The organism is Nocardioides sp. (assembly GCF_047606145.1).
In the GTDB taxonomy this organism is placed as follows: domain Bacteria; phylum Actinomycetota; class Actinomycetes; order Propionibacteriales; family Nocardioidaceae; genus Nocardioides.
In genome coordinates this window covers 1-12,715 of record NZ_JASGET010000012.1, presented here as the reverse complement: position 1 = coordinate 12,715, position 12,715 = coordinate 1, and the positions used below count along the sequence as shown (strand labels likewise).

Sequence of the window (12,715 nt, the reverse complement as noted above, 5' to 3'; positions counted from 1 at the left end):
CTCCCGCGCCGGCGGCTCCCGCAGCCCCGGCGGCTCCCTCGACCCCGGAGCCGGCGGCGGAGGCGCCACAGCCGGCCGCCGAGCCCGCTGCTCAGCCCGCCGAGGAGCAGACGCCGTCCTGGCAGCAGCCGGTGGCGCCGGCAGCCGAGGGCGAGCTCCCGGTCTACGAGCAGGACGGCTGGCGGTGGGACTACGCCAAGCAGCAGTGGGTGCCGATCGACCAGTCCGGTCAGTAGCGGCATCCGACTCGACGGCCCGCCCGGAGGAGACTCCGGGCGGGCCGTCGTACGTTCTGGCCCGGCGGCCGCCCCGATGCCTCCGCCCGCGCCCCCGCCCCGCGTCTCAGGCGTCGGGGACGGTGGTGCCGAGCAGCCAGAGCGCCACCCCGCTGAGCAGCAGCAGCGCGACGTCGAACCACCGGGAGCGTACGGCGAGCATCCCCGCCTCCCGGCCCGGCAGCACCGCCCGCAGCACGCCCGCCAGCAGCAGCGCCGCCGCCATCCAGTGCACGCCGGTGCGCCAGCGTCCGGTGCAGACGATCACCAGTCCGATCACCGTGATCGCCAGGACGCCGAGATAGCAGGCGCCACCGATGGTCGAGGGGTAGCGCCTCGGCGCCGGGACCGCCGGCTCGGTGACCCCGGAGCCGGCGCCCTCGGCCTCACCCGGCCCAGCCTCACCCGGCTCGGCCTCACCCGGCCCGGTCAGGTCGGACTCGGCGGGTCCGGCTGCCCCGGAGTCGCCCGACTCGGCGTCGGGCTGTTCGGCGGGAGCGGGCACGGAGGACAATCTACCGACTGGGCGGCCGTCCGGATCAGCGCGCCGCGGCGAGTGCCTTCTCCGCGCTCAGCACGATGTTGGACAGCAGCATCGCCCGGGTCATCGGACCCACCCCACCCGGGTTCGGCGAGACCCAGTCGGCGACCTCCCACACGTCGTCGGCGAGGTCCCCGGCGATCTTGCCGTCGACCCGGGAGACGCCCACGTCGAGGAGCGCGGCGCCGGGCTTGACCATGTCGGCCGAGATGATCCCGGGGACCCCGGCGGCCGCCACCACGATGTCGGCCTGCCGGGTGTGCGCGGCGAGGTCCCTGGTGCCGGTGTGGCACAGCGTCACGGTGGCGTTCTCGCTGCGGCGGGTGAGCAGCAGGCCGAGCGGACGACCGACGGTGAGGCCGCGACCGATCACGACGACCTCGGCACCGGCCAGCTCGACACCGTGCCGGCGGAGCAGTTCGATGCAGCCCACCGGCGTACACGGCAGTGGGCCGTCCTCGCCGAGGACCAGCTTACCCAGGTTGACCGGGTGCAGACCGTCGACGTCCTTGGCCGGATCCACCCGGGAGAGCAGCGCGAACTCGTCGAGACCGGTGGGCTGCTGGACCAGGAAGCCGGTGCAGGAGGGGTCGGCGTTGAGCCGGTCGATCTCGGCCTCCACCTCGGCCTGGGTCGCGGTGGCCGGCAGGTCGACCCGGATCGAGGCGATGCCGATCTCGGCGCAGTCCTTGTGCTTGGCGCCGACGTACCAGTGCGAGCCCGGGTCGTCGCCGACCAGGACGGTGCCCAGGCCGGGGGTGATGCCGGCCGCCTTGAGCACCTCCACCCGGGCCGCCAGCTCGGCCTTGATCTGCTTCAGGGTGGCGGTGCCGTCCAGCTTTCCTGCACTCATGCATACATCCTCTCAGTAACGGTCGTGAGGGCTGACGGCGAGCGCCAGCGAGCACATCAGGTAGCCGAGTCGGCGCACACGGACGGAGCGGAGCGATGTTCGGTTTGCGCCGACTCGGCGGGCGCGAACCGTACAACTTGTGCCGACTCGGCGCTCGTCAGTGGAAGAAGTGCCGGGTGCCGGTGAAGTACATGGTGACGCCGGCCGCCCGGCACGCCTCGACGGTGAGCTCGTCGCGGACCGAGCCGCCCGGCTGGACGATCGCCCGCACGCCCGCGTCGAGGAGGATCCGGGGGCCGTCCTCGAACGGGAAGAAGGCGTCCGAGGCAGCGACCGCACCGCGCGCGCGATCGGCCCCGTCGGCGAGGGTGTTGGCCCGCTCGACGGCGAGCCTGCAGGAGTCGACCCGGTTGACCTGGCCCATCCCGATGCCCACCGCGGCGCCGTCCTTGGCCAGCAGGATGGCGTTGGACTTCACCGCCCGGCAGGCCTTCCAGGCGAAGGCCAGGTCGGCGAGGGTCGCCGCGTCCGCGGCCTCGCCGGTGGCGAGGGTCCAGGTCGACGGGTCGTCGCCGCCACCGGCGAGCACCGCGTCGACGTGGTCGACCCGCTGCATCAGCACGCCGCCCGAGATGCCGCGGAACTCGACCGGATCCGGGTGCTCGTCGGGGGGACAGACCAGCACCCTGATGTTCTTGCCGCCGCGCGGCAGCGCCCGCAGCGCCTCGACGGCGCCCTCGTCGTACGCCGGCGCGACGATCGCCTCGGTGAAGGTGTCCCGCATCGCCTCCGCCATCGCCACCGAGACCGGTCGGTTGACCGCGATCACGCCGCCGAAGGCGGAGACCGGGTCGCAGGCGTTCGCCCGCCGGTAGGCCTCGGCGACGTCGGCCCCGACCGCGATCCCGCACGGGTTGGCGTGCTTGATGATGGCCACCGCCGGCTCGGCGAAGTCGCCGGCGGCACGGCGGGCGGCGTCGGTGTCGACGTAGTTGTTGTAGGACATCTCCTTGCCGTGCAGCTGCTCCGCGGCGGCCAGACCGCCTCGCCGGTGGGAGTAGAGCGCGGCCGGCTGATGCGGGTTCTCGCCGTACCGGAGCACCGCCTTCCTGGTCCAGGTGGCGCCGGTGAACTCGGGGAACCCGGTGCCGTCGCCGGTGTCGACCAGCGTGCTGCCCATCCAGGAGGCGACCGCGACGTCGTAGGCCGCGGTGTGCGCGAAGGCGGCCGCGGCCAGCCGCTGGCGCTGCTCGAGGGTGAAGCCGCCGGCCGCCAGCGCGGCGAGGGTCTCGGCGTACTGCTCCGGGCTGGTCACGATGGCCACCGACGGGTGGTTCTTCGCCGCGGCGCGCACCATCGAGGGGCCGCCGATGTCGATCTGCTCGACGCACTCGTCGATCGAGGCGCCCGACGCGACCGTCTGGGTGAACGGGTAGAGGTTGGAGACGACCAGGTCGAACGGCTCGACACCGAGGTCGGCCAACTGCCGCACATGGGAGTCCAGGCGCCGGTCGGCGAGGATGCCGGCGTGCACCCGGGGGTGCAGCGTCTTGACCCGGCCGTCGAGACACTCGGGGAAGCCGGTCAGGTCCTCGACCCTGGTCACCGGCAGCCCGAGGTCGGCGATCAGCCTCGCCGAGCCTCCGGTGGAGACCAGCTCCACGCCGGCGGCGTGGAGACCGGTGACGAGCTCGTCGAGCCCGGACTTGTCGTAGACGGACACCAAGGCCCGCTTGATCGGGATCTGCTGGGTCATGCCGCTCCTCATCGTGTACGTCGATCCGATGAGGGGCACCCAGGCGGTCGATGCCTACTCGGTCCCCGTGTGGGGCACTCCCCGGTGGTCCCCCACCCGCGCCAGTCGTGTGCGACCAGCCTAGCGGTCAGGGTTGACCGAATCGAACCCGCCGGCCCTCGACGGTGAAGCCGTCCCGGGCGGCCCGGCCGACGGTCTCGACCAGCATGGCCCGCTCGGCCGTCTTGATCCGCTCGTGCAGCGCCTCGACGGTGTCGTCGTCGGCCACCTCGACCGCCCGCTGGGCCATGATGGCGCCGGTGTCGACCCCGGCGTCGACCACGAACAGGGTGCAGCCGGTCACCTTGACCCCGTACGCGAGCGCATCGCGGGCACCGTGCATGCCCGGGAACGACGGCAGCAACGCAGGGTGGGTGTTGACATAGCGCCCACCGAAGCGAGCCAGGAAGGTCTCCCCGGCCAGCTTCATGAACCCGGCCGAGACGACCAGGTCGGGCTCGTGACGGGCCGTGGCCTGCGTGAACGCGGCGTCCCAGTCCGCGCGGGTGGCGTAGTCCTTCACCCGGAGCACGTACGTCGGCAGCCCGGCCCGCTCGGCGCGCTCCAGCGCCAGGATCCCGTCCCGGTCCGCCCCGACCGCGACCACCTCGGCGCCGTAGGCGGGATCGGCGCAGGCGTCCAGCAGCGCCTGCAGGTTGGTCCCCGAGCCGGAGACGAGGACGACGAGGCGGAGGGTCACGCCGGGAGTCTAGTGAACCCGGCGACGATCCCGGGGAGCCACCGATCGACGCCGCATCCCTAGAAGAGCTGGCGCAGGTTGGCCTTGGCCAGGTCGATCAGCTGGTCGCCGCGACCGGACATCACCGTGCGCAGCGCGTACAGGGTGAAGCCCTTGACCTGTTCGGCGGTGATCGCCGGCGGCATGGAGAGCTCCTGCCGCTCGGTGACCACGTCGAGCAGGGCGGGACCGTCGTGCGCGAGCAGGTCGGCGACCCCGTCCGGCAGGTCCTCGGAGCGGGTGACCCGGCGGGCGTGGATGCCCATCGCCTGGGCGACGGCGGCGAAGTCGGGATTGAGCAGGTCGGTGCCGTAGTTGACGAACCCGGCGGCCTTCATCTCCAGCTCGACGAAGTTGAGCGAGGAGTTGTTGAAGACGACCACCTTGACCGGCAGCTCGTTCTGGGTCAGCGTGATCAGCTCGCCGAGCAGCATGGTGAGTCCGCCGTCGCCGGCCAGCGCCACCACCTGACGACCCGGGTGCGCCGCCTGGACCCCGATCCCCTGGGAGAGCGCGTTGGCCATCGAGCCATGGGTGAAGGAGCCGATCAGCCGGCGGCCGCCGTTCATGGTCAGGTAGCGGGCCGCCCAGACCACCGGGGAGCCGACGTCCGGGATGAAGACCGCCTCGTCGCTCGCGTGCTCGTCGATGAGCCGAGCCAGATACTGCGGGTGGATCGGCTTGCCGCCCTTGGACGGGGTGGCCAGCTCGTCGAGCTTGGCCCGAGTGCGGCGGTAGTGGTCCCGGGCGTCGTCGAGATGGGACCGGTCGGTCTGCCGGGTCAGCCGCGGCAGCAGCGCCTCGACGGTCTCCCGGACCGAGCCGACCAGACCGAGGTCGAGCGGATGGCGTCGCCCGAGCTGCTCCCCGCGCAGGTCGACCTGGATGGTGCGGGCGTGCGCCGGATAGAACTGCCGGTAGGGGAAGTCGGTGCCGAGCATGAGCAACGTCTCGGCGTTCTCCATCGCCCGGTAGCCGGACGCGAAGCCGAGCAGTCCGGTCATGCCGACGTCACAGGGGTTGTCGTACTCGATGAACTCCTTGCCGCGCAGCGCGTGCACCACCGGCGCGCCGAGCGTGTCGGCGAGCGCGACCACCTCGTCGTGGGCGCCCGCGCAGCCGGCACCGGCCAGCACGGTCACCCGCCGCCCGCCGCCGAGCAGCTCGGCGGCGCGGTCCAGCTCGGCCGCCGACGGTACGACGACCGGGCTGGTGGCCCGGATCCCGACCGCCCGGTCGGTGACCGCCTCGGCCAGCGCGACGTCGCCCGGGATGACCACCACCGCCACACCCCGGCGCTCGACGGCGGTCCGCACCGCGATCTCGAGCACGTGCGGCATCTGACTGGGCTGGGCGACGTACTCGGCGTAGACCGAGCACTCCCGGAACAGGTCCTGCGGGTGGGTCTCCTGGAAGTAGCCGGTGCCGATCTCGGCGGTCGGGATGTGCGCCGCGATGGCCAGCACCGGCACCCGGGACCGCTGCGCGTCGTAGAGCCCGTTGATCAGGTGCAGGTTCCCCGGCCCGCAGCTCCCGGCCGCGACCGCGAGCCGACCGGTGGTGGCCGCCTCGGCGGAGGCGGCGAAGGCCGCCGCCTCCTCGTGTCGGACGTGCACCCACGCGATGCCGCCGTCCTTGCGCAGCGCATCGGTGAAGCCGTTGAGCGAGTCGCCGGGGATCCCGTAGACGCGCTCGACGCCGCTGGCGCGCAGCGTCGCCACCATCTGTTCTGCCACCGTGCCCATCGGGCCTCCCTCGCCTGGTCTGGCCTGGTCTGGCCTGGTCTCGCCTGGTGTCTGGCCTGGCTGTCTGGCCCGGCTCGGCCGAGTCAGCGTCGCGCCGCGACCCGGCGCTGCCACCACGTCATCGCGAGCCCCGCCACCGCACCGGCGATGCCGAAGCTGGCGATCGCGTGCACCAGCACCGAGCCGGCGAACGGACCGACATCCGCCATCCTGCCAGGCCCGATGGAACCGCCCGCCAGGCCGGAGCAGAATCCGATGACGACCCCGGCCACCACGCCGGCACAGCCCCCGCGCAGCAGCCCCTCGCTCCACACCAGACTCGGTCGCCGGCGCTGTACCCAGCAGACCGCCACGATCGCGGTCAGCGGCGCCAGCGCCACCAGGTAGGGGGTCCACACCGGATGGGTCCCGTTCCCCGGCAGGGCGGCGAAGAGCGGGAGCATCGGCAGCGACCCGATCGAGACCGCCGTCGGGCTGACCACCGTGCCGACTCCGACGCTGAATCCGGGACCGAGCAGGTAGGCCCAGGCGAAGACGACCGAGTTCGGCAGGATCAGCAGGCACAGCCCGATGTAGAGCACCTTCTCCCCCGGGCTGAGATGGAGCTGGGAGAGCACGTTGACGGCGGTGTCGAGGTGCAGCACCAGCGCGATCAGCAGCACCGCCGTGCACAGCGCCAGCCAGCAGCGCAACAGCACCTTCGCGGTGGCCATCGTGTCGCGCAACAGCGGCGGTGCCAGCGTCGCCCACAGGGCCGCCCGGCCGGAGCCGACGCTGATCGCGACGCCACCGACGAGCACGCACATGGCCACCGACCAGGTCACCACCCCGGCGACGCTGGGCGCGGTGGCGGTGGTCCCGGCGAGCGAGGCCACGACGACCGCCACCACCGCGTAGCCGACCGCGAACAGCGCGGCGGCGATCGGCACCGTCCAGTCCCGCTCGCCGTCGGCGAGCGCGTCGGCGTCCGGGCCGTGGCCGCTGACCGCGTCGCCGACGCGCAGACCGACCCGCCAGATGCTCCACGCCGCGACGAGTGTGACGCCGAGCGGCACCGCCGTCACCGACGTGCCGGCGACCACGATCCCCGAGCCGTGTCCCATCAGCCAGCCCAGGGCACCGACCCGCAAGGCGTCCGAGGGCGCGCCGTGTGCGCCGGCGTCGGAGAGGAACCAACCGATCACGCCGATGGCGAGACAGACCAGCAACAGCCCGGCGGCAGCGCCGGCGCCGCCCAGGGTGGTGACGACCGCGAGCGGCCACCGAGGGCGCAACAGCCCGGCTGGTCGGGCGCGGCCGGCGTCGGCGTTGTCGCGGCGGGCGGACTGCAAGGAGGTCATCGCGATCCATCCTGACCCGCGGGATGCGACGGATCGGGAAGGCACGCCGAGCGACCGGAGCACCGTGGACGCCGTACGCCGCCCGAGCCGCGGCGCCGGTCGGCACTCGACCGACTCGACCGACTCGACCGACTCGACCGGTTCGACCGGTTCGACCGGTTCGACCGGTTCGACCGACTCGATCGACTCGACCAGCAGTCGGCTGGGAGGCGGCTGGGAGTCGTGCGGCAGTCGGCGAGGCGGACGGAGCTGGGTCGATCGCGTAACCTGGCCCACCGTCATGGCCACCTCGAACTCAGATCGCGACGAATTCGAGTCCTTCTACAAGGACGTGCGCGGACGACTGCTGCTGCAGACCTGGGCGCTGACCGGCGATCTCACGGTGGCGAGCAAGTCGGTGCGCGACGCCCTGGTGATCTGCTGGCACCACTGGCGCAAGGTACGTGGCCTGGACACGGGCGCGCGCGAGGACTGGGTGCGCCCGATCGCCTGGACGCAGGCGCAGCGGCGCCGCACGGTCCCGCATCTGCACCGCGACAAGGGCCTCGACCCCGAGGTCAGGGCGACGCTGGATGCCCTCGCCGACCTGCCCACCATCGAGCGCAAGGTGCTGTTGCTGGCCCACCTGAGCAGCGTCTCCCTGCCCGACCTGGCCCGCGAGGTGGGCATCACCCAGAGCCGGGCGGAGCGCGAGCTGCAGACCGCGACGGCCGGCTTCGCGCTGGCCCGGGGCGTGCCGAGCACCGAGATCCTCACCGTCTTCGAGGGGCTGGCGGAGGTCGCGGCCGAGCAGCGCTGGCCGCGACCGAGCATCCTCACCCGGGCCGGGGTCGCCCGGCGGCGTACCTTCGCCGTGGCCGGCGTGGCCGCCGTCCTGGCCGCGCTGGTCGGCACCGGCTTCGCCGTCTCCCACGGCGGTGCGGACCGGCCGAGCATCGGCGGCCTCTCGCTGCATGGCACCCAGACGTCGTCGGGCTCGGCCAGCCCGTCCCGGCAGCGCGAGGCACTGGCCTCGACCGACCTGCTCTCCCCCGACACCGTCGGCGGCGACATCGGCGGCAGCTGGACCACCCAGCTCACCTCGGACAACCTGGGCAACGCCGGCGTGGCGCTGCCCTGCCAGCGCTCCCAGGTGGCCGGCAGCACCACGACCGCGTTGGTGCGCACCTTCTCCGGCGTCGTCCACGGCCAGAGCGACCGCGTCCTCGCCTACCAGGCGGTGGAGTCGTCGGCGGACCGGAGGTCGGCGAGGGCCACCTACCAGCGGTCGCTGAGCTGGCTGGCGGGCTGCCGTGACAGCAGGGTGCAGTTGATCGACACCCGCACCGCGGCCGGGGTCGGCGACCAGGCGATGGTCTTCGGGCTGCGGGACTGGAACGACCCGGTCCGGGCGCTGGTCGTCGGCGTCGCCCGCAGTGGCGATCTGGTGACCTCGGTCGCGGTCCGGGTGCCGGCGCTGACCAAGCCGACCGTGTCCAGGGTCGCCACGCTGCTGGGTGATGCGGTCGCGTCGGTCTGCGGCCTGCCGGGCGGGAAGACCTGTACGGCGACCGAGAGCCCACGGACGACCTCGGTGAGACCGCTGTCGACCGGGCACCCGCCGGCGATGCTCTCGGTGGTCGACCTGCCGCCGATCGCCGGCGTCTCCGCTCCCTGGGTCGGCACCAAGGCCACCTCGGCCGACGACAACCTGGCGGCCACCAGGTGTGACCAGACCTCCTTCGACGCGGCGGGGATCGACAAGGCACGCACCCGCACCTTCGTCATCCCCGACGACACCGACCTCGACGCCGCGTTCGGCCTCACCGAGACCATCGGCGGCTTCTCCGGCCCGAAGGCCGCCACCGCGTTCGTCACCAGGATCGGCGACCGGCTCTCCAGCTGCGAGGACCGGCAGCTCGGCAGCCACGTCACCCGGCTGGCGTCGAGCAGCACCAAGAACCGCAGTGTGACGACCTGGCGGGTGCGGGTGGAGACCTCGAAGACGAAGTCAGTGGTCTACCTGATGGCCGCCATCCGCGAGGGCGACGCGGTGGCGCAGCTCGGGTTCGTGCCCTCGGGCACGTCGACGCTGGCCGAGGACGACTTCGTCGCGCTGGCCACCCGGGCCGCGGACCGGCTCGGCTACCTGTAGCACCCGCCGGTCCGGGGTGGTGGGCCACTGGCCCTCGCTGGCGAGGCCGCCTCGTTGTCGCGTGGCCCCCTTGGTTGCATGGCCTCGTCGGCTGAGCTTGTCGAGACCCCGCTTGGGAGGGTGGTCTCGACAAGCTCAACCAACGAGACAGAGCCCCAGGCTCAGGCCCGGTCCCCGAGAATCTCCCGCATCAACGCCGCCGTCGACGGCGTCTCGAACGGGCCCGGCCAGGCGTCGCTAGCGCTCCGCCGGCCGTCGGCGACGTCCCCTCGAGAACCCGGCCCTCGCAGGCTCAGGCCTGGCCCCCGAGAATCTCCCGCATCAACGCCGCCGTCTCCGACGGCGTCTTGCCCACCTTGACACCGACGGCCTCGAGCGCCTCCTTCTTGGCGGCGGCGGTCCCCGAGGAGCCCGACACGATGGCACCGGCGTGGCCCATGGTCTTGCCCTCGGGGGCGGTGAACCCGGCGACGTAGCCGACCACCGGCTTGGTCACGTGGTCCTTGATGTAGGCCGCGGCGCGCTCCTCGGCGTCGCCGCCGATCTCGCCGATCATCACGATCGCCTCGGTCTCCGGGTCGTTCTCGAACGCCTCCAGCGCATCGATGTGGGTGGTGCCGATGACCGGGTCGCCACCGATGCCGATGGCGGTGGAGAAGCCGAAGTCCCGCAGCTCGTACATCATCTGATAGGTCAGCGTGCCCGACTTCGAGACCAGCCCGATCGGGCCCTTGCCGGCGATGGTGTGCGGCGTGATGCCGGCCAGCGACTCCCCCGGCGTGATGATGCCCGGACAGTTCGGCCCGATCATCCGGGTGCCGGCCTTGTTGGTCTCCGGGTCCTGCAGGTAGCTCCACACCTCGGCGGTGTCCTGCACCGGCACGCCCTCGGTGATGACCACGATCAGCGGCATCCCGGCGTCGATGGCCTCGATCGCGGCGGCCTTGGTGAACGCCGGCGGCACGAAGAGCACCGACACGTTCGCGCCGGTCTCCACCATCGCCTCCGCGACGGTGCCGAAGACCGGCAGGGTGACGTCGTTGCCGTCGTGGTCGGGGTGGGTGACCGTCGTACCGGCCTTGCGGGCGTTGACGCCACCGACGATCTGGGCACCGGAGTCGAGCATCAGGGCGGTGTGCTTGGCACCCATGCCGCCGGTGATGCCCTGGACGATGACCTTGCTGTCCTTGTTGAGGTAGATGCTCACGTTCTCTATCCTTCTCGGCCTTCTCGGCGCTCTCAGGCGTTCGCCAGCTCGGCGGCCTTGTCGGCACCGCCGTCCATCGTGTCCACCAGGGTGACCAGCGGGTGGTCGAGCTCGGTGAGGATCGCACGGCCCTTCTCGACGTTGTTCCCGTCGAGACGTACGACGAGCGGCTTGGTCGCCCTCTCGCCGAGCAGTTCGAGGGCGCCCTTGATCCCGGTGGCGACCTCGTCGCACGCGGTGATGCCGCCGAAGACGTTGACGAAGACGGACCTGACCTGCTCGTCGCCCAGGATCACGTCGAGACCGTTGGCCATCACCTGGGCGTTCGCGCCGCCGCCGATGTCGAGGAAGTTGGCCGGCTTCACGCCGCCGTGCGCCTCGCCGGCGTAGGCGACCACGTCGAGGGTCGACATGACCAGGCCCGCCCCGTTGCCGATGATGCCGACCTGGCCGTCGAGCTTGACGTAGTTGAGGCCCAGGTCCTTGGCCTTCGCCTCGAGCGGGTCGGCCTCCTCCCGGATCACGAACTGCTCGTGGTCGGGGTGGCGCACCTCCGAGGCGTTGTCGTCCAGCGACACCTTGCCGTCGAGGGCCTCCAGCTTGTCGCCCTCCAGGCGGGCCAGCGGGTTGACCTCGACCAGGGTGGCGTCCTCCTCGACGAAGACCGCGTACAGGCTCTGGATCATCGCCACGGCCTGCTCGAAGACGGCCTCGGGGAACTTCGCCTCGGCGGCGATCTCACGAGCCTTGGCCTCGTCGACGCCGGCACCCGGATCGATGCCGATCTGCTTGACGGCGTCCGGGTTGGTCTTCGCGACCTCCTCGATCTCGACGCCGCCCTCGACCGAGGCGATGCACAGGTAGCGCCGGTTGGAGCGGTCGAGAAGGAAGGAGAAGTAGTACTCCTCGACCGGCGGGGTCGCCGGCGTGACCAGGACCCGATTGACGGTGAGTCCCTTGATCTGCATGCCGAGGATGTCGGAGGCGTAGTCGTAGGCCTCGTCCGGGGTCTTGGCGAGCTTCACGCCGCCGGCCTTCCCGCGGCCGCCCGCCTTGACCTGCGCCTTGATCACGGTCACGCCGCCGATCTGCTCGGCGGCGGCCTTGGCCGCCTCCGCGGTCTCGACGACGGTGCCGAGAGTGGTCGCTACACCGTGCTTGGCGAAGAGCTCCTTCGCCTGGTACTCCATGAGATCCACTGATCCACCTGGTCTTCGTGTTGCGGTACGAGCCGCGCTCGGGCGTGCCCGTCTTCAGAGTCGTCCGCCCAGCACACTAGACCCGACCCGCCCTGGGCGACGAGACCGGAACAGTCCAAACCAGGCGGACGTGACGCAGACCACGTCGCCGGTCGATCGCCGGGCGTCGATCGGCCTCACGCGCACCCGGTGCACAGGTTATCCACAAGGTGCACCCCAGATTCTTGGTCCCCTGACCAAGTCCGTTACAGTCAGTCCTCGCCGTCTGAACCCCGAGCAGCGGAGAGCTGAACCTATGGGAAACCACCGAGCCGATGTCGCCCCCGACGTTCCGAGCTCGGTGACCCCTTCCAGTGCCTCCTCCGGCTACGTCGGCAGGCGTCGCGCCGCCGGCCCGGTGCTGGCGGCAGAGGAGCGGCCCTCCGGCTATGTCGGGAAGCGGCGCGCGATCACCCTGGACGACGAGGGGTACGCCGACCCGCGGGTCGAGACCGCGGAGCTGCAGGCGATCCTGGCGGCCGAGTTCGACCAGACCGCGCCGACCCCTCGGGTGAGCGACCCGCTCGCGCTGCCGGCTCCCGATCCCTCGCCGACGCTGAAGCGACTGCCGCTGGATGCGCCGGCCCCGGTCCAGCGACCCGACGAGGCCCTGGTCATCCCGGCCCCCCGGCGCTCGCTCGACAGCGACCCCGCGCTCGCGGAGAGCCGCATCGACCTTCCCCGGATCAGCGTCGCGGCGACGTACGCGAGCGATCTGGTGGCCGCCACCGACGCCCTCGCGATACCCGCCCCGGCGCGGAGCGGAGACGGCGCACGGCGCTCCGGACGTCGTACGGCGACCGCTCGGCGCCGCCGGCCCTCGTTGCCGTTGCTGGCCGGCGCGGCGG

At 72.2% G+C, this 12,715-nt stretch carries 10 protein-coding genes and 1 pseudogene; 3 read left to right on the top strand and 8 right to left on the bottom strand.

The window, feature by feature from the left end; all coding sequences use genetic code 11:
• Nucleotides 1-236: pseudogene (locus tag QM638_RS01665) on the top strand (hypothetical protein); the annotation flags it as partial.
• Nucleotides 237-342: 106 nt separating this feature from the next.
• On the opposite strand, the gene QM638_RS01660 reads toward QM638_RS01665, so the two are convergent.
• From QM638_RS01660 to QM638_RS01635, 6 genes are all read right to left on the bottom strand, one after another.
• Complete coding sequence (locus QM638_RS01660; RefSeq protein WP_415140194.1) at nucleotides 343-780, bottom strand: DUF3017 domain-containing protein; 438 nt, start codon at nucleotides 778-780, stop codon at nucleotides 343-345.
• Nucleotides 781-814: 34 nt separating this feature from the next.
• Nucleotides 815-1,669 carry a bifunctional methylenetetrahydrofolate dehydrogenase/methenyltetrahydrofolate cyclohydrolase gene (locus tag QM638_RS01655; protein ID WP_415140193.1) on the bottom strand — a complete coding sequence of 285 codons (855 nt, stop codon included), beginning with the start codon at nucleotides 1,667-1,669 and terminating at the stop codon, nucleotides 815-817.
• 157 nt (nucleotides 1,670-1,826) lie between these two features.
• Entirely contained in the window at nucleotides 1,827-3,425 is a 1,599-nt protein-coding gene (purH, locus tag QM638_RS01650; RefSeq protein ID WP_415140192.1) for a bifunctional phosphoribosylaminoimidazolecarboxamide formyltransferase/IMP cyclohydrolase, read from the bottom strand.
• 127 nt (nucleotides 3,426-3,552) lie between these two features.
• Nucleotides 3,553-4,164, bottom strand: coding sequence for a phosphoribosylglycinamide formyltransferase (gene purN, locus QM638_RS01645; protein ID WP_415140191.1), 612 nt, complete (start codon nucleotides 4,162-4,164; stop codon nucleotides 3,553-3,555).
• Between the two features lie 59 nt (nucleotides 4,165-4,223).
• Nucleotides 4,224-5,948, bottom strand: coding sequence for a ubiquinone-dependent pyruvate dehydrogenase (gene poxB / locus QM638_RS01640; RefSeq protein ID WP_415140190.1), 1,725 nt, complete (start codon nucleotides 5,946-5,948; stop codon nucleotides 4,224-4,226).
• Nucleotides 5,949-6,031: 83 nt separating this feature from the next.
• Nucleotides 6,032-7,288, bottom strand: a complete 1,257-nt coding sequence (locus tag QM638_RS01635; RefSeq protein ID WP_415140189.1) for a DUF6350 family protein — start codon at nucleotides 7,286-7,288, stop codon at nucleotides 6,032-6,034.
• Between the two features lie 280 nt (nucleotides 7,289-7,568).
• Between QM638_RS01635 and QM638_RS01630 the strand changes: the two genes are divergently transcribed.
• Nucleotides 7,569-9,422, top strand: coding sequence for a hypothetical protein (locus tag QM638_RS01630; RefSeq protein ID WP_415140188.1), 1,854 nt, complete (start codon nucleotides 7,569-7,571; stop codon nucleotides 9,420-9,422).
• Nucleotides 9,423-9,714: 292 nt separating this feature from the next.
• On the opposite strand, the gene sucD is transcribed toward QM638_RS01630, so the two are convergent.
• The gene (sucD, locus tag QM638_RS01625; RefSeq protein WP_415140187.1) at nucleotides 9,715-10,629 is read right to left on the bottom strand and encodes a succinate--CoA ligase subunit alpha; all 915 of its coding nucleotides are present in this window, start codon (nucleotides 10,627-10,629) and stop codon (nucleotides 9,715-9,717) included.
• Between the two features lie 32 nt (nucleotides 10,630-10,661).
• Nucleotides 10,662-11,828: an ADP-forming succinate--CoA ligase subunit beta gene (sucC, locus tag QM638_RS01620; protein ID WP_415140186.1), complete on the bottom strand. Its 1,167-nt coding sequence runs from the start codon at nucleotides 11,826-11,828 to the stop codon at nucleotides 10,662-10,664.
• 340 nt (nucleotides 11,829-12,168) lie between these two features.
• On the opposite strand from sucC, the gene QM638_RS01615 reads away from it, so the two are divergent.
• Nucleotides 12,169-12,715, top strand: a 547-nt coding sequence (locus QM638_RS01615) for a hypothetical protein (protein ID WP_415140185.1), incomplete at its 3' end; no start/stop codon positions are given.

Excerpts from the sequence above, each read along its gene's own strand:
- QM638_RS01630 (WP_415140188.1), top strand. The coding sequence starts at position 7,569 with ATGGCCACCTCGAACTCAGATCGCGACGAATTCGAGTCCTTCTACAAG.
- purH (WP_415140192.1), bottom strand. The coding sequence starts at position 3,425 with ATGACCCAGCAGATCCCGATCAAGCGGGCCTTGGTGTCCGTCTACGAC.
- QM638_RS01655 (WP_415140193.1), bottom strand. The coding sequence starts at position 1,669 with ATGAGTGCAGGAAAGCTGGACGGCACCGCCACCCTGAAGCAGATCAAG.
- QM638_RS01635 (WP_415140189.1), bottom strand. The coding sequence starts at position 7,288 with ATGACCTCCTTGCAGTCCGCCCGCCGCGACAACGCCGACGCCGGCCGC.
- poxB (WP_415140190.1), bottom strand. The coding sequence starts at position 5,948 with ATGGGCACGGTGGCAGAACAGATGGTGGCGACGCTGCGCGCCAGCGGC.